Here is a 21,383-nt window from a genome sequence, read left to right on the forward strand (position 1 = left end):
AATTGGTTGGGGACAATTAATCTTGATTCCATTATAATCATCTCATGATTTAAAGCCAGTCAAGTGATATTAATTTATTTGTGACTTAATTGGTTGGATGGGAGTTGAAAGAATTGCTGAGGGTATTTTTGCAAGGGTTGTTATTTGGGGTGGCGTATATTGCGCCAATTGGTATGCAGAATTTATTCGTGGTTTCAACTGCGATTGAACAACCTCTGAAGCGGGCGTTACAAGTGGCACTGATTGTCATTTTCTTCGATACCTCATTATCGCTAGCGTGTTTCTATGGTGTTGGCAAGTTGTTACAAACAACGCCATGGTTAGAGTTAGCCGTATTGCTGGTCGGAAGCTTACTTGTTTTCTACATTGGTTGGGGGTTGGTTCGTCAGAAAGCGGTAGAAATGGGAACTATGGCGACGAGTTTTTCCTATAAGGCGACGGTCGTCACAGCATTTTCAGTCGCATGGTTAAATCCACAAGCCTTGATTGATGGTTCCGTGTTACTTGGGGCTTTTCGGGTGTCATTGCCGTCTGAATTGACGCACTTCTTTATGTTAGGTGTGATTATTGCTTCTATTATTTGGTTTATTGGGCTAACTGGGCTGATTAGTAAGTTCAAACACTTAATGCAGCCGAAAGTATTATTGTGGGTAAATCGAATCTGTGGCGTGGTAATTATTTTGTACGGTGTTAAATTATTGGCAACGTTCGCGACAAAAATATAGTTGCAGAGTGGCGTCACAATCGGTATGCTAGTCGTATTGGATTTTTAGCAGAAGGGAACGATTAGCACATGCAAATTGCCGGTTTTGGCGTAGAAGCCTGGTTAAATGAAAATGAGAGAACTGCAACCACCGACATCAGTCAGAGCTCAATTGCCGCGTTAACGATGCAAGAGGTTGTTGATCTGGATGGGCAACACGGGCAGCATTTTTATCAGCAGTTGAATCAATTGCGACTAGACTATGGTTGGATTGAGGGGTCGCCCACTTTTAAAAAGTTGGTGAGCAAGTTGTATCAGCACGTCCCAGCAACCAACGTCTTGCAAACGAATGGTGCGACCGGCGCCAATCAATTAGCAATTTATAGTCTGATTGAGCCTGGAGACCAGGTGATTGCTCTGTATCCAAGTTATCAGCAACTATACGACATTCCTAAGTCACTTGGTGCGACGGTTGATTATTGGCATATACATGAATCCAATCAGTGGCTACCAGATATCGAAGAATTCAAGCAATTGATTCGCCCAGAGACCAAAATGATCTTGTTGAACAATGCGGTTAATCCGACCGGGAGCTTGCTCGATGCTGAGCTGTTAAAACAAGTGGTCGCGTTGGCCAGAGAAGTCGGTGCCTATGTTTTGGCGGATGAGGTCTATGAGCCATTAGACGGTACTCCGTTCGTTTCAATTGCTGATTTATATGAAAAAGGAATTGCAGTCAATAGTCTGTCAAAGACGTATTCGGCACCAGGTGTTCGGATTGGCTGGACTGCCACGCAGTCAACCGTGTTAGCGGACTTATTTCGCAAATATCGAGATTACACCATGATTTGCGGTGGGGTGTTTAACGATCAGCTCGCGATTCTTATTTTGCAACATCGGCCAGAAATCTTGCAGCGTAACCGTGGAATTGTTAAGCGCAACCTTAAAATTTACACTGATTGGGTCATGCAAGAACCACGAGCTAGCTTGATTGTGCCTCATGGGATTTCGGTTTCTTGTTTGAAATTAGATTTGCCGGTAGATGATGAAACGTTTTGCCGGCAGCTCTTGTCCGAAACTGGGGTGTTGTTAGTGCCAGGATCACGCTTTGATCTTCCCGGACATGTGCGTCTGGGTTATTGTACCCAGACCGAGACACTTGAACGTGGGCTAACGAAACTGAGTACTTACTTGCGCCGGTTTGATGCTTAAAAATTAATAGTTATGCAATTTGTTAGTCGATTTATACAATCATATGAGGTATAAATCGGCTTTTTTTGCGTGGAATCGTAGTTTACCGAGTGAATATTTGCTATAATAGGCTCATAATTTATCAGGGGAGGTTTCGCGAATGAAGAAGACTGATCGGCAGGCAGCCATTGAACAATTGATCAATCAGGTCCCAATTGCTACACAGGAAGAATTGATGGCCCGTTTAAAGGCTGAAGGCATTGCCGCGACGCAGGCCACGATTTCGCGAGATATTCGTGAAATGCAAATCGTTAAGTCACCGGACGATCACGGTCGCGCACGGTATACGATTTTTAAAGCTAGCACGCAAAATGAACAGGATCGACTCTTCGAAAATTTACATGATGTCGTGACTGGGGTAGATCGGGTCGAATTTATGACGATCATACATACCCTGCCCAGTAACGGGAATTTGTTAGCTGCAATTATTGATGATTTAAATTTGCCTGAAGTGAGTGGGACATTAGCTGGGCACGACACGATTTTTATAGTGAGCCCAAGTGTGGAAGTTGCCAAATCACTGCACAAGTTGCTAATGGCTCATGTTCAAACGGATGACGACCTATAATATGAAAAGACACCTTATTACAGGTGCCTTTTTTGCAATTGTCAATGTATGAGGGTATAGTTGACCTATCTAATTGGTTATGGTGGGAGGTGTCTTAAATGAAGTATACGAAAAAGCAAGCCGAACGAAAGAATCAGAAGCAACGAGATGCAACTTTCGAAAAGTTCAAGAAGCAACAAAATGAATTGAATGCCAATCGGCGCGGCGTGCGTCGGAAATAAAGCTTGAGACAAATTGGTCTCGGGCTTTTTTAGTCTGATTTTTGAAGATTTGGTCAAGGTTTCGTTCAGTCACTTGGTTTAATCGGATTTATGATACAATAATTGCAACGATTAAGACAAGTAACCGGTGATTGCGGCTGAACGACGATGCCAGCTTGCAAGTTTGATACCGATTACTGAACAAGGGGAAGATTATGCAAAAAAATGGTTTTTGGGCCACGATCAAAGATGGGTTTCACGTCGTTGGTCAATGGTTAAAGCCTTACTGGCAAAGATTTTCAGCTGTTTTTGGTCGTCAGTGGCATCGACTACAATTAACGCGATGGCTAATTATTGCTATTTTAAGCTTGATTTTAGTAGTTAGTGCTTATTTGACGTTTGAGGCTAAAACAGCGAAGGTCAGTAATTTACAGGCTGAATTAGAAAAAACGACCGAAATCTTCGATAAAGATAATCAAAAAGCAGGTTCGTTGTACTCCCAAAAAGGGACCTATGTTCATCTAAGCTCAATTTCAACGAATTTACAAAATGCCGTGATTTCTACTGAAGACCGTAATTTTTATCACGAACATGGTTTTTCGGTCAAGGGGATTGGCCGTGCAGGCGTCCTGTTTGTGTTGAATAAAGTGTTAGGCCGCGACTATATTAGTGGTGGTGGGAGTACCTTGACCCAACAGTTAGTCAAGAATGCTTACTTGACGCAGCAACAGACGTTTAGTCGTAAATTGCGTGAAATCTTCTTATCGATTGAAGTTGAAAATGTTTATAGCAAGAGTGAAATTCTCGCCATGTATTTGAATAACGCTTACTTCGGGCATGGTGTCTGGGGGGCAGAAGATGCGGCAGAGCGTTACTTTGGCGTGCACGCTTCTGAGTTGAGTGTTGATCAGGCCGCGACTTTAGCCGGAATGTTGAGTTCGCCAAGTGGTTACGATCCGATTACACATCCCGCGGCCTCAACGAAGCGGCGTAATATTGTCCTCAATAACATGGTTAATAATAAGAAGTTAAGTCAAACTGATTATGAGTTGTATTCGAAAAAAGCCATGACGTTAACAGATAATTATCATTATGATAGTGGCTATAATTATCCCTACTATTTTGATGCGGTTATTAGTGAAGCTATCAAAAAATATGGTTTGACCGAAGCAGAAATTATGAACCGTGGCTATAAAATTTACACGTCCTTAAATCAGGATGATCAAACCCAGATGCAAAATTCGTTTAAGAATAGTAGTTTGTTCCCAGCAGATGCGGATGACGGTACGAAAGTTCAAGGTGCATCGATTGCCGTTGATCCTTCAACTGGTGGTGTGTTGGCCGTAGTTGGTGGTCGTGGGACCCATGTTTTCCGGGGCATTAACCGCGCAACTCAGATTTCACGGCAACCAGGATCGACGATTAAACCGTTAGCGGTCTATACGCCGGCATTGGAGAGCGGTTATACCTACGATTCCAAATTATCGAATAAAGAGCAGACCTTTGGTGGTAATAAATATGCGCCTAAAAACTATAATGCGGTTTATACGACCTCTGTGCCAATGTACTCCGCTTTGTCACAGAGTATGAATATTCCAGCGGTCTGGTTGTTGAACAAGATTGGCGTGAATAAGGGTTATAAATCTGTGAAGAAATTTGGCCTGACGGTTGGTAAAAAAGATGACAATCTTGCCCTCGCACTTGGTGGGTTGACCACTGGGGTTTCACCATCTGAAATGACTAGTGCGTACACGGCTTTTGCTAACGGTGGTCAAAAGACAACGTCTCATTTTATTACGAAGATTGTTGATGCGAGTGGTAAGACGATCGTGGATAATACTGCCCCGAAGTCAAAACGAATCATGTCCGCTAGTGTCGCCAAAGAGATGACGAGTATGATGCTTGGCGTCTACAACAGCGGGACTGGTGCGGCGGCTAAGCCTTATGGTTACACAATCGCCGGTAAGACTGGGAGTACGCAAGCTGATTATGCGACCGGTTCAGGAACAAAAGACCAGTGGATGATTGCTTATACCCCAGATGTCGTGGTGACGACTTGGATTGGGTTTGATAATACCAATAGTACTCATTATTTAAAGAGTTTATCTGAAAATCAATTATCGGCCCTGTTTAAGCATGAAATGGGTAATATTTTGCCTAACACCAAGGGGACGAGTTTTGATACCCAGGATGCTTCAACATTGGCTCAACAAGGTTCAGACAACAGCTCATCCGACAGCGGTTCTTCTGTCTGGAAGGGTGTCGAAGATGGCGCGAATAAAGTTGGTCAAGCTGTTAAGGACACTGCTAAGAATTGGTTCTCACAGGCAAAGAATTTACTTGGGAACTAGTGCTTGTGCTATTCAAGGGCTTTCAAAAATGATAAAATAACTAGGACACATATTTGAGGAGGAACTTAATGATGGCCGTAAATATTTATGACACTGCAAATACTTTAGAACAACAATTACGTGAAACCAAAGAATTCAAGGAATTAAAAACCAGCTATGAAGCTATGAAGACGAACAAAGCCGCTTTTGACTTGTTCAAAGACTTCCAAGAAATTCAAATGCAATTGTCACAAAAGCAAATGAATGGTGAAGAACTTACAGATGAAGAAGTTCAAAAAGCCCACGATTTAGCGGATAAGGTTGGCAATGTCGATGAAATTAAAGCCTTGATGGGTAAGGAACGTAACTTGAATCAGTTAATGAATGATTTGAACCAAATCATCACGAAACCTGTTCAAGAATTATACCGCGACTAATTCAATTAAGGTCCGAAGAGACAATGGCGAAACTTTTCGTGATTGTCTCTTTTTTCGTAAGGAGAAAAAATGAAATTTATTCATGCTGCGGATTTACATTTAGATACGCCCTTTCAGGGATTACGTGATTTACCTGCGGACTTACAACAACGATTATTGCAAGCGCCGTTAGCCAGTCTCAGTAAGTTAGTCGATTTAGCGATTGATGAAACGGTTGACTTTGTCTTACTAGTTGGTGATTTATTTGATCAAGCTGAACAAAGTGTGCAAGCCCAAGCCGCACTCATGCTGCAACTAGAACGTTTGAATGAAGCCCAGATTCCGGTTGTCTTGTCATTCGGAAATCATGACTTTCAACCCGATGACGCTGATTGGCATTTTCCAGCCAATGTGCATGCCTTCGGTTCTCAAGTTGAGACGGTTACGTTGACGACGGCGCAACAAACTCAAGTGGCAATTACGGGGTTTAGCTATGCTCAACGGTGGCAAACGGCTGCCATGATTGATCAATTTCCACTAAAGTCAGCAACGGCTGATTATCAGATTGGCATGTGGCATGGTCAGGTCGGGGTGGCCGGTGACCATTATGCGCCGTTTAGTGTTGGTGAGTTATTGAGTAAACATTATGACTACTGGGCGTTAGGTCATATCCATCAACGGCAAGCACTCAATGTGCAGCCACCAATTGAATACCCCGGAAATTTGCAAGGCCGTCAACGGAATGAGACCGGGGCGAAGGGGTGTTTATTGGTGACGAGTACGACTGATCATCAATTAAAGGTTGATTTCAAGCCACTTGCCACGATTGTTTGGCGTGAGTGGCAGCCGAAACTAGCGGGTGAATTCTCTCGTTCTGCGTTGTTGGCACAGCTAACAGATCAATTAGGTAAAACGATGACGACACCAACTCAGTTAGTGAGTTTGAAGTTGCCGAGCGAGGCCAAGTTAGATGAAGGCGCCAGCTTAGCGGTGGCGCAAGGAAGTTTGTTGCGTCAACTGCAGCAAGCCACGACGGGTGGAATGTGGTGGCCGGTTGACTTGCAAATGGCTACCGCGACAACTCCCACAACCTTGGAATTTGGCGATGCGGCAGCAACTTGGCAACGCGTTGGTCAGTCGGTAATTACTCCCGAGTCGGTAGCTAGTTTAGCTGATCGATTATTGGATGAAGATTTCTTAAATGGTGCCTTGCTGGATGATATGACGGCCAATCAATGGCAACAACAAATTATGACTTTGTTGACCGACCAATATCAATTAACGCGGGAAAAGGATGGGGCAGCGGATGCAGATTAGCAAAATTGAAATCGTGGGGTTTGGTAAATTTAAAGATACCACCTTTGACTTCACCACTGGGTTACAAGTGGTCTATGGCGTCAACGAGTCCGGGAAATCTACTTTACGTGCATTTATCTTAGGTATGTTGTTTGGCTTCCCGTCACGGCGACAGCGGTTGGCACGTTATGAGCCCAAACAAACGGCTCAGTATGGTGGTACCTTAGAGCTTGTGGTTGCCGGAGAGACCTATCGTCTGACTCGATTAGGTGACCAACCAGCAACCTTGCTGGCAGTTAAGGCACAACAGCCCCAACCACTATCCTTATTGGCAAAATGGCTAGCGCCATATGATGAAAAGAGTTATAAACAATTATTTACCTTTAATCAGGCAGAACTGACCGCGTTGAAAACTTTGAGCGCGCAGGACTTGAACCTTCAATTACAACAAGCTGGGACGCGTGGCAGTGCTGCTTGGCGGGAAACCGCAGCGGCATTGCGACAGACGGCGGATAGCTTGTATAAACCACGTGGACGTAAGCCGGCCCTTAATGAAGCGTTACAACGGTATCAGACACTTAAACAACACCTTCAGACGGCACAGCAGCGCTATCCTGAATATCAACAACTGCAAACAACTATTGAACAATTAGCAGCTAAAAAGAGTCAATTGACACGTCAGTTGGCCGGATGGACAGATCAACAGCAGCAATTAGCGAATCTGCGTAATCAATGGCCGGTGTATCAGCAATTGTTGCAATTACAAACGACTCAGGACACCATGACGCAGTTGCCAGCGGCAGTGTCACAACGATTTACACAGCTTTCAAAAACAAAAACAGACTTGCAACACAGTCTCGCAAGTGCTCGCCACCAATTGACTGAACAACCGGTGGACGCGGAATCAAAGGGAATTGTGGGCTTTTATGTCACCCATCAAGACCAATTCGATCAACTGGAAGCGCAATTACCTACGTTACAACAAAATCTGGGCCGTTATCAGGTCTTGGACAGTCAAGTTGCCACCACTAAAAAGCAGTATGACGACCAGTTGGCAGCACACCCCGAATTAAACGCCAGTCTATCACCAAATCGGCAAGCCGCAGTGGCAGCCTTGAAGGCCACTTTAGCGAAGCGAACAATGGTTGCTGGGTCCAGGCAGCAAGAAAAACCAGCAGCAAATCAAGGTAAAATCGCTGGGATTGATTGGCGATTGATGGTTGGTGGTATTGGCCTAGTGGCTGGTGTGATCCTACCGTTAGGCGGGTTCAAATGGTTCTTAATGTTAGCGGGACTGGGGCTATTGGGCTGGTTTGGTTGGGAACAACTCAACGGATCGGTTTCAACAACACCAAAGTCGGAAACGTCAGGCTTAACTGAAAAATTAATTGCCGCTGGTTTTTCACCAGATTTAGACGTGACCGGTGCGCAAACACAGTTAACCCGTTTAATGGCGTTACAACAGGCTCAAGCAGCATTGACGACCGCTGAACAGCAACTAGCTGCGCAAGCGGCGACGGTTTGGCAAGCCTTGTCAGCCTATCAGTTTGCAGCAGATTGGCTCCCACTGAATAAACAACAATTGGCAAGCAGTGTGAAACGGGTCACTGAATTTTATGAGACGATGCGTCAAAAACGTCAAACTGAACAGTTCTCAGGGGCCGACTTTGCCTACACGCAGCGCCAAGTTAAGCAGTTGACGATTCAAAGCCACACGATTAATGATCAGCTACAAGAATTAGCGAATTCAGCGGGGTATGCGACCACGGATGAATTGGCAACTGCTGTCACAGCGCAAGCAACCGTGACGAAAAATGCCGCAAGTTTAGAACAACTTACTGCGCAATTGAGTGCCACCGAGTTAAGTAACCTACGCCAATACGAGTCGTTGACTGATTTACAGGCTGCAATTACAGACACGCGGCAGGCGATTTCGAGCGGGCAGTCGCAGTTGACCCAACAATCGGCAGCACTAGTGACAGCCCAAACGCAGTTGAAGCGGCTAACTGAAGATGGCCGCTACACAGCTTTACGACAAGAACAGGCCAATCAGCAAACTGAAATTACGGTGATGGCCCGACAATGGGTAACCCGTCAACTGGGAGCGACTTGGATTGAGCAGGCATTGCGTGAGTTGACTAATCAGCAGCTGCCTACGATTCTGACTCAGGCGACGACCTATTTCGCGCAACTGACCGGACAGCGGTATAATGAAATCAAATTAGTTGCAGACGAGCTAAAGCTCGTGACCACTGCTGGGACGAGTTTTGAAGTTGCTGAACTGTCGACTGCCACTAAGGAACAATTGTACTTAGCGATTCGACTGGCGCTAATCGTTTCGTTGGGGTCACAAGCCACATTACCGTTGATGATTGATGATGGTTTCGTGAATTTTGATGATCAACGCCGCCGGGTGGCCTGGGACTTACTCAAGGCTGTGTCGGCTGAGCATCAAATCTTGTACTTTACCAATGAAACGGCGGCGTTGACGCAATTGCCAGCCGATAAAATCCAACAATTGACTTAAACGGGAGGAACTCTAATGGCAAAAAAATTATTTGACTATCAACTTGATGAAGCGGTTGATGGTTTCTTCTTATTAAAAGACTCTGAAGTTCGCATTGCTAAAAATGGTAAAAAGTTCTTAGCAATTAATTTTCAAGATACTTCTGGTGAAATTTCAGGTAAGTTTTGGGATGCGAGTGATCAGGATGTTGAGCATTTTCAACCAGGAAAAGTGGTACATCTCAAGGGAAAACGTGAAAATTACCAGGGCAACCCGCAGATTAAAATTCAACAAATGCGGTTAACTCAGCCTGGCGAACCGCAAGATGTACAACAATTTGTGGAACATGCGCCGATGAATACAGCTGCAATGGAAGAAGAACTCAATCAGTTTGTTTTTGAAATCACGGAGCCTAATTGGAATCGGATCGTCCGCCACTTGCTGGCACATTTCCATGATGCCTTTTTCAGTTATCCGGCGGCTAAGAAGAACCACCATGCCTTTGCTGGTGGGTTAGCATTCCATACGTTATCGATTTTGCGACTGGCGAAATCTGTCGCGGATGAGTATCCACATGTTAATCGACCATTGCTATATGCTGGTGCGATTTTGCATGATATGGGCAAGACGATTGAAATGTCCGGTCCAGTTTCGACGACCTATACTTTAGCCGGTAATTTAGTCGGACATATTGTCCTGATTGATGAACAAATCGTTAAAGCTTGCCAGCAGTTAAAAATTGATGATCAAGCAGAGTCAGTGTTGATTTTACGACACATGATCTTAGCCCATCATGGTTTGATGGAATATGGGTCGCCAGTTCGGCCACACGTGATGGAAGCCGAAATTTTGCATGAGTTGGATGAATTAGATGCTTCCATTCAAATGATGCAAACCTCGATCAATCATGCTGAACCGGGGAGCTTTACGGAACGGATCTTCGCAATGGATGGTCGGAATTTCTATCGACCGACGCATGATGATACTAAGGGTGAGCTACCTTCAGAATAAGTGTTAACTAATTAAGCGACAATCAAAAAGGCTTGAATCCAATTCTCAGGATTCAAGCCTTTTAATGTACTGAAGTTAATGCTTATTTAGAACTTGATGATGTTGAAGTTGAAAGGTATGAAGATAAGATATCCTTCAAGTCTTTGTCCTTGATTGAAACATTACCATCTTTAAGCACTTTAGAAACAACACTATGCAAGACGGTTGAGTCGCTCATGTCGTTGTCTAAGATTTGCTTCTTCAAATCAGCGGTGTGATCTGACATCTTACCCTTACCAGGGTTCTTGATCATCCGAATGATTTCGTAGCCATCAGTTGTCTTAACAGCAGAAGTGGTGTATTCACCATTCTTAAGCTTGAAAGCAGCCGTTAAGAATTTAGATGAGTAGCTGGTGTTAGTGTTATCAAAGGCTGATAACTTACCGCCGTCGTTCTTAGTGTTGGTATCAGTTGAATACTTCTTGGCTAACTTAGTGAAGTTAGCTTCGCTAGAATCCTTCTTCAATTCGCCTAAGACCGTGTCAGCAGTATCACTCTTAGCAACTAAGATATGTTGAACAGTGACTTTAGGTTCGTATGACTTCCATTGCTTCTTTAAAGCAGCGTTGGTAATCTTTGCTTTGTCTTTAACAGCTTCCTTCAATAACAAGTTCGAACGAATTTGTTCTTTGAAGCTCTTAGTCGTCAAACCGTTTTGTGATAAGACGGTTGAGAATGAAGTCCCATATTGGGATTTGTAAGTATTGTATTGCTTAGTAACTGCCTTGTCTGAAACTTTCTTACCGTAGTCTTTTTCAAGCACTTTGTTTAAAATCATTTGTTGTAAGACTTGCTTACCAGATGAAGTGCCTTTCATACTACTGTAATATTGACTTTCGGTGATCTTACCACCAGAGGTCGATGCAACTGTCTTGCTACCACAACCGGCCAAGGTGAACATCATTAAAACGCCGGCGAGCGCAATAAGCCATTTTTTCATTCCTATAACACATCCCATTCTTGAAATAGTTCTGCTCTAGCAGACTTACCAGACTACTATACCATAACTCCGTTAGCTTCTGCAGGGTGATGGAAATCTTTACAAAATTTTCAGACAATTCACACGGTCTTCATAAAGTTCCTTGTAAGATAGGGGGATATTGTTGAAAAGCGAATGTAAAGTTAACAAAAAATCGTTGGGTGTCGTAACGACTCAACGATTTGATCTTAATCTTTAGGTGCGAGATCATCCAATGTTTTTTGCAAGTGATCCGCATGTTTTTGCATAATGGCTAAATGGGGCTCAAGTTTGAATTGAAACTTGTCGACTTCGGTTGAGATGTCGTTTAAGACCTCGCCAGCGTGCGCCATTTGGACGTTTAGGTCTGAGGAGGCATCGGTGAAGTCTTCGCCAGCGGACTGTAAATGATCAGCCGCGTCTAAAACGTCCTGGACATAGTCCTTAACATCCGTATAAACAGCTTTGGGTGTTTTACGATTGATTATCATGTAAGCAGCAAGGCCTAGGCCGAGACCAGCCATGCTGCGACGGAAAAATTTTGCCATAGTCGCGCGCTCCTAATCGTTAAGTTGTGCCTTGATGGCATTTTGTAGCCGGGTGTAATCGGTTTCGTCATACTTCTTCGTGTTATCTTTGAAAATCATCCGGAAATCATCTTTATCGCTGTACCGTGGAATCAAGTGAAAATGTGAATGGAACACGGATTGGTAAGCGACCGCACCGTTATTGTTAACCACGTTCATTCCGATAATGGCACTATCTGAAGCTTTAATGGCACGGGCAATCTTGGGAATCCGGGCAAAGACGGCGCTGGCAAGATCAGTATCATAGGCGAATAGGTCGGGGACATGTGTTTTTGGAATGACTAAAGTGTGACCAGGAGTGCCTTGTGAAATATCAAGAAATGCCTTAACCATATCGTCTTCATAGACCGTGTAACTTGGAATATCACCTTTAATAATTTTGCAGAAAATGCAATCATCATCGAGTTTTGGTTCAAAAGCAGCCATAGGATAACCTTCTTTTCTAAAATTTAGTTCCATTATACACTAACCAATTTGAAAATGACGGCGCTTTAATTCGGTGGAAGACTTTACTGGAAAGTTAAGCAGCGCGACTAGGGGGCTATGCTATAATAGAGCACACTTAGTTCATACAGAAAGAGGTTAGATTAATGGCATTAACAGTCAGCCATTTAGTTGGTGGTTATTCACAAATCCCAGTTTTAAAAGATATTAGTTTTGATGTGGCACCGGGTGAGTTGGTCGGATTGATTGGCTTAAATGGTGCCGGTAAGTCGACCACGATTAATCATATTATTGGGTTATTGACCCCGATGAAAGGGACAATTACGTTGAACGGCGTTACGTTAGCGTCCGACGCACAGGCCTATAAACAACAGTTGGCTTATATTCCAGAAACACCCGTATTATATGAAGAATTAACTTTAAAAGAGCATTTGGAAATGACCATGTTGGCCTATGGCTTAGACCAGAAGCAAGCATGGGAACGCGCACATCAGTTGCTGACTATTTTCCGGTTAGATAATAAATTAGATTGGTTTCCAGCTAACTTCTCTAAAGGGATGAAACAGAAAGTCATGATCGTCTGCGCGTTCATCACTAACGCAAAGTTATATATCATTGATGAACCATTTTTAGGACTGGATCCCTTAGCGGTACATGACTTATTACAACTGATTAGTGAAGTGAAACAGGCAGGTGCGTCCGTTTTGATGTCGACACATGTGTTAGACACAGCCGAGAAGTTTTGTGACCGCTTTGTCTTGCTACATGCTGGTGAAATTCAAACACAAGGGACTTTTGACGAAATCAAAACCAATTATCCAGATGCTGGTGATTCTCTGAATGATATTTATCTTAGCCTGACGGGAGTGACCCGTAATGAATGAGTTGTACCAAAAACGTCTATCGCGACATTTACGCCAAATGTTGCGGTATTTACGCTTAGTCTTCAATGACCATTTCGTGATTGCACTGATGTTTTTTGTCGGTGGTTTAGGGTTGGCTTACTCCAGCTGGTTAAAAACGGTGACACCGCATGAGACTTGGATCGTGGTGGTCGTCGGACTGATTTTATGGCTGTGTCTGGGGATTGGACGGGTCGCAACGTTGCTCGAACCAGCTGATGTGGTCTTCCTGTTGCCGCGTGAACATGATCTGCATGGGTATTTAGTGAAAGCCTGGCGTTACAGTTGGTGGTTGGCACAAGCAGTTCAGGTGATTGTGGTCGGGTTAACCGTGCCAGTGCTGATGTTAGTTGATCAACTGTCCGGTGCGAGCTTGATTGCACTGTTAGTAACACAATTGGCGTTGAAGGACAGTCAACTGACCGGGTATGTGACACGTCTGTATCGCCTAACCGGCACGCAACGTCGCTGGATTCAGCTGAGTAACTGGGGTGGTGCCCTAATTATCTTGGCGTTAAGTTTGTTACTGTCACCGTGGTTGGGACTACTGCTTGCGGTTGCTCTGGCGGCCGGGCAGCGTTGGTGGCAGACTCGGGTTTGGCCGATGACGGTCGTAGCCTGGCGTGATGATATCAAGTTAGAAGCGAACCGGATGCTTGGCATCTATCGTTTCTTTAACTTGTTCACCGATGTCCCAATGGTTCAAGGCACGGTCAAACGCCGTCGTTACTTGGATTGGGTCTTCAACTGGGTGCCTAAAAAACAGCAACACGCGTTTAGTTACTTGTTTGCGCGTGGCATGATTCGTGGCACTGAGTTCAGTGGCTTAGTGGCACGGTTAACCGTTATAGGTGCGGTGTTGTTGTATTTTATCGGCCATGGTTGGTTGGCAATCGGACTGGATGTCATTTTTATCTATTTAATTGGGTTTCAATTGTTGCCGTTTTTTAAGCGATACGATAATATAGTTTTTACGCACATTTATCCGATTGACTTCAAGCAGCGTTTAAAAAACTTTCAACGGTTGTTGGCAATTATACTGAGTGTGACCGGAATTGTCTTTTTAATTGCATTTTGGTTAAGCAACGCATCGTTAGTTCAAGTCGGCATTTTGTTGGTCATCAACGTGATTGAAATCTATCTCTTAGTTGCTTGGTATGCCAAGCTTCGATTGGGATAAAACGTTGCTGGCACAAGACTTAAAAAGGACTTGACGTGACCGAGTTTGGTCTTTAGAATGTGATTGTTAAGTGAATTAAGGTCAAGCGAGTTAAACAATTTTTTGAGAGGAGTGGGGCTGATGGATTTCGAACTTGATGATGGCTGGGATGTCTATCCAATTTATGGCAATACCAATAAAGCTTTCATGGGCAAAAAAAATCAACAACGATTATTTTTGAAACGAAACGCGTCACCGTTTCTAGCGGCGCTTTCGATGGAAGAAATTACCCCGCGGTTAATCTGGACTAAACGAATATCGAGTGGGGATACCTTGACCGCTCAAGAATGGCTCAATGGTCAAACTTTAACGAAGCAACAAATGCGGCTGCCTGAAGTGGCGCATTTATTGGCACGTGTGCACAATTCCAAGTTGCTTCATCGAATGTTAACTAAAGTTGGCGGTCAAGTGGTCCGGCCACATGATTTTATTGGCCAGTATTTGAGTGATTGTCCCGATGATTTACGTCATCATCCATTAATGGCCGATGTTTTGGCTAGCTTAAAGGGGACGTTACCAACATTGCCAGTCGCGGATTACCGTGTCTGTCATGGGGACTTAAACCACAAGAATTGGTTATTGTCTGATCATCGGCAACTCTACTTGGTTGATTGGGACTCGGCGCGGTTTGCTGATCCCGCTTCTGATATTAGCATGCTGCTCTGTGAGTATGTGCCCTTGGATGCTTGGCAAGATTGGTTTGCTGAATACGGTGAGACCATGACGGCTGAGCTACAAAAGCGTGTGATCTGGTATGCTAAGATCAATTTATTATTGAATATCAAAGATAATTATTATCGCAATCAATATCATAAAATGAATCATGAGATTATTTTCTTAGAAGAGTTGTCTCAGTATCAACTGTAAAATTTGGAAGTTTAAAATTGGTAGCTGCGAGTCCCAAGCGGAATTCGCAGCTATTTTGTTGAGATAAAGAAATAGAGGAGTTATTTAGACTATGCGTGTACGGAATAAACCTTGGGCACCAAAATTAATTGATGCCCATCCAGAACTGATTACAGAAACCCCAACAGATTTCCGAGGAAAATGGCAGAGCCGTTTTAAGGCCGTTCAGCCACTCCAGATTGAAGTTGGGAGTGGGAAGGGCCAATTTATCATCGAAATGGCTAAACGGCATCCAGAGATCAATTATATTGCGATTGAGATTCAAACATCTGTGATTGCTGTAATTTTACGCAAGTTAGTTGAAGAACCATTACCTAATTTGCAATTAGCACATGCAGATGGCCAAGCCGTCACCGCCTTTTTTGAACCAAACGAAATTGATCGTCTTTACTTAAACTTTTCCGATCCATGGCCTAAAAGTCGGCATGCCAAGCGTCGCCTAACCTATAAGTCATTTTTGGCAAGTTATGCAGAAGTCTTGAAGCCCAATGGCCAAGTTGAATTTAAGACTGATAACCGAGGCTTGTTTGAATTTTCATTGACGAGTATGAATAACTTTGGGATGCAATTCGAACAGGTTTGGTTGGATTTGCATGCCGTCGTGACACCTGAAGAAAATGTTGAGACGGAATACGAGCAAAAATTCAGTCAATTCGGACCAATCTACAAAATCATCGCCACGTTCCCAGTTAAAACTGAGAAAAAATAGTAAAAAATTGGACTGTCAAATCAACCTAGATTTGGCAGTCTATTTTTATGGCATTTATTTGTAGGCGTGCGAGTAAAACTAGCTTGTTGTTACAGTGCCAGAAGTTTTCGCTTGTCAAAATAAAAAATGTTCACACTAGTGAAACTAGCATGAACAATTTTTTTATTAAAGACGATAAATATCTAAAATACTACCGGTATTGGCATCTGCTAAAAATTCATATTGAACAAGTTGACCATCTTCATAACGGGTAATGCCGCCATAATAGACATCGGTTCGTAAAGCGAACTTCTGTAATGGGGCTTTTTTCATTTCAATCCAAGAGCCTTCAATGGGTGCTTCCTTAAGAAAAGCTCGCTTAACTTGGTTTAAGATCTGATTGGGTGTTGGTCGGCGCAACCGCTTCAATAGCCCGCCAACGGAAAATCCACCGGCGAGACCGGCCATCCCAACAGCTAATAAGCCGCCGTATTGTAATTGTTTATTCATGTTGCGTGCTCCTTTCGACCAACTAATCGTGGGATTTTTTTGTTCAAAATCAGTATACCAATGATTGACGATAAAACAAATAAAAGTCATAATTAATCAGTAAGAATCATCAGAAATAGGCTATAATGTTTAATTGAACGCTTAGAATGAGAGTAAAGGGGTTTCAAATGTTAATTACAAGTTATAATCCAACCGAATTAGGCGATACATTGATCGCTATCTTACGACCAGACACTGCTGATCAGAAAATTGAAACACATCAAAATGTCACTCGAATCAGTGATACGGCAACCGGTGAAACGCTCGGTTACAACTTCTTTGAAGTTTCGAAGACCCTTGGAAAATTAGACGTTAATGGTCAAGTTAAGTTGACGGAAACGCAGGTCGACCAATTAAATAAATTATTAACTGCAACAAATTTTGAACCAGATTTAGTTTTAGATACTGCTGATAAATTCGTGGTCGGCTATGTTGAAAGCGCCGAAGCACATCCCAAGTCGGATCATTTACTGGTGACTAAGACGCAAGTGGGGGAGGGCGAAAGCTTACAAATCGTGAGTGGCTCACCAAATATGCAAGCTGATATCTTAGTGGTCGTTGCTAAGGTCGGTGCAATGATGCCAGATGGTTTGATTATTTGGCCCGGCGAACTTCGTGGCATCGAAAGTGATGGCATGATTGTTTCTGGTCGAGAATTACAGTTGCCCAATGCACCACAACGTCCAGGGGCGTTAATTTTACCGGCTGATTATCAAAAAGTCGGCGAACCGTTCGATTTTGACCGGGCGCAAGGATTATTTACCGCTTAAGCTAGTGCACACTAAAAATTAGGATGATTGAAAATGAACCATTATGATGGCCCGGCGTTTTACCGGAAATATCGAAAGTATATAAAAAAAGAACCAACTTCAGCCGCGACCAGTCAAGCAACTAGTGTGTCCGCGCAACCGGCATCGGCAGCCAGATCATCAGCACCGCGTTCAGTTGGCGCGGAGGCTTATTCAGTTGCGTCGCAAGCACGGTCAGCCGCGAGTACGGTGGCGACCTCAGCTGAACCCTTTAATGGCGTGACGCATGGTGACTTTCATCCAACGCATATTCCAGCACAATTGACACGTTCAAAAACCGCTGTTGGCGTAGTGTTGCAACCGGATGATACGAACTATTTAGAGGTTGAAACTAGTCTTTATAAGCCCATCGAGTCGTACTTTTTATTTGCGGCGAAAGCAACTGAAACACCAGCTGCTGAGTCGCTGGCGATCAAGGATGAGCCAGTCAGCTCGGCACCAACAGTTGTCTTTGAGCCAGTGGCAAGTCCTATTGATGAGCCTGAATCGCTGGTTTCTGCGGCGCCAACGGTGGTCTTTGAACCTAGCAGTAATGTTGATGATGTCACGACGTCAGAACAGTCGGTGACTAATGAGATGACTAGTGCGGCTGAACCCGTGGCGCAGACTGAATCGGCAGTTGCTGCGACAGTCCCTTCAGCGGCTGGCTCAGCGGACAGTATTGCCACTGCTGAACCGGACAAAGATGACTCAGCGGAACATTCTGCGGCGGTGAAATTAGCAAGCTTGGCGGGAACGCCTGACACCAGTGAGGCCGATGAAGTGGATGAATCTGCTGTCAAACCAAGTCATGGCCTCGGCCTTTCTTTGGATGCGATTATGACTGAAGAACACAACGCTCAAGCGGATTTGGCTTTGTTTAAAGAAAAATCAACGACTAGTGCTGAAGCTGAAAATCAGTCGTCCACTGAGGAAACGAGTGCGGTGGATACTGATGACGAAGAGCTTTATCAGCCGGTGGGGGTACACCCACAGTCTCAAGCAACCACGACGCCGGTCATTAAAGCTGTGTCGACAGCACCGGTCGTCTCACAAACGCCGTCAGTTGCACCCGCACCAACGAGTGCCGTGCAGTCTGAAGTAGCACCAACTTCTGCGGTTCATTCTGGTACGTCGGCGGCTCCCGTCTTAGCTGACAAAGCCTTGGCGGCGTATCATTTACCGCCATTAGACCTCTTAAAGGCTCCTGTGATTCCTGATGAGTCTGAAATGGATGATTGGATTGAGAGCAAGGCAAGTGCCTTAGATGAGTCGTTAGATGCCTTCGGAGTCAATGCCAATGTTGTTGATTGGACAGTTGGTCCCACCGTTACACAATTTCAAGTTAAACTTGAACGTGGTGTGAAGGTCAGCAAGATCACTAATTTGAATGATGACTTGAAATTAGCCTTGGCTGCTAAAGATATTCGAATTGAAGCACCAATTCCTGGTCGTAATACCGTTGGGATTGAAATCCCCAATAAAAAGTCACGACCGGTGATGTTATCAGAAGTGTTGAATTCACAAAAATTCAAAGACAGCAAGTCGCCACTAACTGTGGCATTAGGGGTCGATTTATTCGGCCAACCACAAGTGACTGACTTACGGAAGATGCCACATGGGCTGATTGCTGGGGCGACCGGCTCTGGTAAATCAGTTTTCATCAACAGCATTCTCGTTTCGTTGCTTTATAAGGCCAATCCGCAAGAGGTCAAACTTTTGCTGATTGATCCCAAGGCGGTAGAATTAGCACCTTATGATAAATTACCACATCTTTTGGCACCCGTTATTTCGGAACCTAAGGCGGCTTCGGCAGCCTTGAAATGGGTCGTTGATGAAATGGACAACCGTTACGAAAAATTAGCGGCAGGTGGTGCCCGCAATATTGAACAATTCAATGCGATGGCTGTTGAACACCATGAGGACGGGCTGAAAATGCCGTATATCGTGATTATTATTGATGAATTAGCTGATTTAATGATGGTCGCTTCCAGTGAGGTTCAGGATTACATTGCCCGAATTACGCAAAAGGCGCGGGCAGCTGGGATTCATTTGCTAGTTGCCACCCAACGACCAAGTGTCGATGTGGTGACTGGGTTGATCAAGAATAATATTCCGACTCGAATTGCCTTTATGGTTGCGAGTCAGATTGATTCACGCACGATTTTGGATACCAGTGGTGCTGAGCGATTGCTCGGTCGTGGGGATATGTTGTATCTTGGCAACGGTCAAAGTACTCCAATCCGATTACAAGGGACTTATGTCGAAAGTGAAATTGATGACATTGCCCAATTTGTCCGCGAACAAGCGGCGCCCCACTATGAGTTTCAGCCAGATCGGTTGATGAAACATGAAGAAGCGGCCCGTAATCAAGATGAATTGATGCCTGAGGTTTTGGCCTACTTGGCAGATGAAGATACGGTTTCAACTTCTAAGTTACAACGTACTTTCTCAGTGGGTTATAACCGTGCAGCCAATATTATTGACGACTTGGAGCAACGCAACTATGTGTCACCAGCGAAGGGTTCTAAGCCACGCGACGTATATTTCACGGCAGAAGATTTAACTAAATTACAAGCTAATTCATAACTAAAAATAAACGATTCACCATTTGATTGATGAATCTTAAATATGGGAGATTATTAGAACAATGGATAAAGAGACGGTTTATTATTTTGTTGGAATTAAGGGTTCAGGGATGAGCTCATTAGCTTTGATTTTGCATGATAAAGGGTTCAAAGTTGAAGGTTCTGATATCGAACAATATACCTTTACGCAAAAGGGCTTGGCGGCAGCTGGGATTAAAATGTTGCCGTTCTCAGCCGATAATATTCATGAAGGTTTGACTGTGATTGCTGGGAATTCCTTCACCGATGATCATCCTGAAATCAAAAAGGCTCGTGAAATGGGACTGCCTGTTTACCGTTACCATGAATTTTTAGGTAAGTTGATGGCTGGCTATACGAGTATCGGTATTGCTGGGACGCATGGCAAGACCTCAACGACTGGTTTATTGTCGCATGTTTTGAGTAACATTGCCCCAACCAGTTATTTGATTGGTGATGGGACTGGTAAAGGTACACCAGATGCACGTTTCTTCGTCTTTGAAGCGGATGAATATCGTCGACACTTCGTTGCTTATCATCCCGATTACGCTATTATGACCAATGTTGACTTTGATCATCCCGATTATTATAAAGACTTGGCTGATGTGAAGTCTGCTTTTGAACAATTTGGGAGTCAAGTTAAGAAGGGGATTTTCGCTTGGGGTGACGACGAAAGTTTACGTCACTTAGACATCAAGACACCAATTTATTACTATGGGACGAAAGATCGCGATGATTTCCAAGCAATCAATATCAAACGGACAACGAAGGGTTCTTCCTTTGAAGTGACCTATCGTAATGACTCATTAGGTGAATTTGAAATCCCATTGTTTGGTGAACATAACGTGTTGAACAGCACAGCAGTCATCGCCGTATCCTACTTTGAAAAAGTTGATTTGGATGAAATTCGTCGCGAATTATTAAACTTTAGCGGAGTTAAACGGCGTTTCTCAGAATCTAAAGTCGGCGACATGGTTATGATTGATGACTATGCGCATCATCCTTCTGAAATCAAGGCTACCTTGGATGCAGCTCGTCAAAAGTATCCTGATAAGGAAATCTTGGCAGTCTTCCAACCACATACTTATTCACGGACGAAAGCGTTGATGGACGGTTTTGCGGCTAGTTTAAGCAAGGCAGACCACGTTTTCTTGACGAATATTTTTAGTTCTGCACGTGAAAAGAGTGGCGATGTTTCGTCGCAAGATTTGGCGGACAAACTACCAAATGGTGGCGAGATTATTACGACAGACGATATGTCTGCGCTGACTGCATATCATGATGCGGTTGCCGTTTTCATGGGCGCTGGTGATATTCAAAAATATGAAAAAACTTATACAGATTTAAAAACTAAGTAACGTGATTTAAAAAAGCGGTTAGATGGTGTTCATCTAAGTGCTTTTTTAGTCGAAAGTG

Annotated in this window: 20 protein-coding genes; 16 read left to right on the forward strand and 4 right to left on the reverse strand. The window is 43.9% G+C overall.

The features are described 5' to 3' along the window. Nucleotides 1–116: 116 nt before the first annotated feature. The 9 genes from FFM64_RS07485 to FFM64_RS07525 all read left to right on the forward strand — a co-directional run bounded on the left by FFM64_RS07485 (nt 117) and on the right by FFM64_RS07525 (nt 10,281). A complete protein-coding gene (locus FFM64_RS07485; protein WP_137607582.1) occupies nt 117–725 on the forward strand; it encodes a LysE/ArgO family amino acid transporter in 609 nt (202 codons plus the stop codon). 68 nt (nt 726–793) lie between these two features. Beyond that, the gene (locus FFM64_RS07490; RefSeq protein WP_137607392.1) at nt 794–1,915 is read left to right on the forward strand and encodes an aminotransferase; all 1,122 of its coding nucleotides are present in this window, start codon (nt 794–796) and stop codon (nt 1,913–1,915) included. A gap of 139 nt (nt 1,916–2,054) precedes the next feature. Continuing rightward, nucleotides 2,055–2,522, forward strand: a complete 468-nt coding sequence (argR, locus tag FFM64_RS07495) for an arginine repressor (protein WP_137607393.1) — start codon at nt 2,055–2,057, stop codon at nt 2,520–2,522. 98 nt (nt 2,523–2,620) lie between these two features. Next, nucleotides 2,621–2,743 (forward strand): hypothetical protein, encoded by a 123-nt coding sequence (locus tag FFM64_RS12460; RefSeq protein WP_137607394.1) that lies wholly within the window; start codon nt 2,621–2,623, stop codon nt 2,741–2,743. 194 nt (nt 2,744–2,937) lie between these two features. Continuing rightward, nucleotides 2,938–5,073, forward strand: coding sequence for a transglycosylase domain-containing protein (locus FFM64_RS07505; RefSeq protein ID WP_137607395.1), 2,136 nt, complete (start codon nt 2,938–2,940; stop codon nt 5,071–5,073). A 71-nt stretch (nt 5,074–5,144) separates the two neighbouring features. Beyond that, nucleotides 5,145–5,489, forward strand: a complete 345-nt coding sequence (locus FFM64_RS07510) for a YlbF/YmcA family competence regulator (RefSeq protein ID WP_137607583.1) — start codon at nt 5,145–5,147, stop codon at nt 5,487–5,489. Between the two features lie 69 nt (nt 5,490–5,558). Then, the gene (locus FFM64_RS07515; RefSeq protein WP_137607396.1) at nt 5,559–6,785 is read left to right on the forward strand and encodes a metallophosphoesterase family protein; all 1,227 of its coding nucleotides are present in this window, start codon (nt 5,559–5,561) and stop codon (nt 6,783–6,785) included. Next, nucleotides 6,775–9,291 carry an ATP-binding protein gene (locus FFM64_RS07520; protein WP_137607397.1) on the forward strand — a complete coding sequence of 839 codons (2,517 nt, stop codon included), beginning with the start codon at nt 6,775–6,777 and terminating at the stop codon, nt 9,289–9,291. The genes FFM64_RS07515 and FFM64_RS07520 overlap by 11 nt, the downstream gene beginning before the upstream one ends. 15 nt (nt 9,292–9,306) lie before the next feature. Next, nucleotides 9,307–10,281: a 3'-5' exoribonuclease YhaM family protein gene (locus FFM64_RS07525; RefSeq protein ID WP_137607398.1), complete on the forward strand. Its 975-nt coding sequence runs from the start codon at nt 9,307–9,309 to the stop codon at nt 10,279–10,281. A gap of 82 nt (nt 10,282–10,363) precedes the next feature. Here FFM64_RS07525 and FFM64_RS07530 read toward each other — a convergent pair whose 3' ends face one another. The 3 genes from FFM64_RS07530 to FFM64_RS07540 form a co-directional block, all read right to left on the reverse strand. Then, nucleotides 10,364–11,260: a peptidylprolyl isomerase PrsA gene (locus FFM64_RS07530; RefSeq protein ID WP_137607399.1), complete on the reverse strand. Its 897-nt coding sequence runs from the start codon at nt 11,258–11,260 to the stop codon at nt 10,364–10,366. Between the two features lie 227 nt (nt 11,261–11,487). After that, nucleotides 11,488–11,826: a hypothetical protein gene (locus FFM64_RS07535; protein WP_137607400.1), complete on the reverse strand. Its 339-nt coding sequence runs from the start codon at nt 11,824–11,826 to the stop codon at nt 11,488–11,490. Nucleotides 11,827–11,838: 12 nt separating this feature from the next. Next, nucleotides 11,839–12,291, reverse strand: a complete 453-nt coding sequence (locus tag FFM64_RS07540; RefSeq protein ID WP_137607401.1) for an HIT family protein — start codon at nt 12,289–12,291, stop codon at nt 11,839–11,841. Between the two features lie 164 nt (nt 12,292–12,455). Between FFM64_RS07540 and FFM64_RS07545 the strand changes: the two genes are divergently transcribed. The 4 genes from FFM64_RS07545 to trmB all read left to right on the forward strand — a co-directional run bounded on the left by FFM64_RS07545 (nt 12,456) and on the right by trmB (nt 16,045). Continuing rightward, on the forward strand, nt 12,456–13,193 hold the full coding sequence (locus tag FFM64_RS07545) for an ABC transporter ATP-binding protein (RefSeq protein WP_137607402.1): 738 nt from the start codon (nt 12,456–12,458) through the stop codon (nt 13,191–13,193). After that, a complete protein-coding gene (locus FFM64_RS07550) occupies nt 13,186–14,391 on the forward strand; it encodes an ABC transporter permease (protein ID WP_137607403.1) in 1,206 nt (401 codons plus the stop codon). The genes FFM64_RS07545 and FFM64_RS07550 overlap by 8 nt, the downstream gene beginning before the upstream one ends. A 120-nt stretch (nt 14,392–14,511) precedes the next feature. Beyond that, nucleotides 14,512–15,297, forward strand: a complete 786-nt coding sequence (locus tag FFM64_RS07555) for a phosphotransferase family protein (RefSeq protein ID WP_137607404.1) — start codon at nt 14,512–14,514, stop codon at nt 15,295–15,297. Nucleotides 15,298–15,388: 91 nt separating this feature from the next. Continuing rightward, the gene (trmB, locus tag FFM64_RS07560) at nt 15,389–16,045 is read left to right on the forward strand and encodes a tRNA (guanosine(46)-N7)-methyltransferase TrmB (RefSeq protein WP_137607405.1); all 657 of its coding nucleotides are present in this window, start codon (nt 15,389–15,391) and stop codon (nt 16,043–16,045) included. A 165-nt stretch (nt 16,046–16,210) separates the two neighbouring features. On the opposite strand, the gene FFM64_RS07565 is transcribed toward trmB, so the two are convergent. Continuing rightward, entirely contained in the window at nt 16,211–16,534 is a 324-nt protein-coding gene (locus tag FFM64_RS07565) for a PepSY domain-containing protein (protein WP_137607406.1), read from the reverse strand. Between the two features lie 167 nt (nt 16,535–16,701). Here FFM64_RS07565 and ytpR point away from each other — a divergent pair, with 167 nt between their 5' ends. From ytpR to murC, 3 genes are all read left to right on the forward strand, one after another. Continuing rightward, nucleotides 16,702–17,343 carry a YtpR family tRNA-binding protein gene (gene ytpR, locus FFM64_RS07570; protein WP_137607407.1) on the forward strand — a complete coding sequence of 214 codons (642 nt, stop codon included), beginning with the start codon at nt 16,702–16,704 and terminating at the stop codon, nt 17,341–17,343. A 33-nt stretch (nt 17,344–17,376) separates the two neighbouring features. Beyond that, nucleotides 17,377–19,950: a DNA translocase FtsK gene (locus FFM64_RS07575; RefSeq protein WP_137607408.1), complete on the forward strand. Its 2,574-nt coding sequence runs from the start codon at nt 17,377–17,379 to the stop codon at nt 19,948–19,950. 61 nt (nt 19,951–20,011) lie between these two features. After that, nucleotides 20,012–21,325: a UDP-N-acetylmuramate--L-alanine ligase gene (gene murC, locus FFM64_RS07580; protein ID WP_137607409.1), complete on the forward strand. Its 1,314-nt coding sequence runs from the start codon at nt 20,012–20,014 to the stop codon at nt 21,323–21,325. Nucleotides 21,326–21,383 lie beyond the last annotated feature (58 nt).

Source organism: Lactiplantibacillus daoliensis, assembly GCF_005405005.1.
Lineage (GTDB): Bacteria > Bacillota > Bacilli > Lactobacillales > Lactobacillaceae > Lactiplantibacillus > Lactiplantibacillus daoliensis.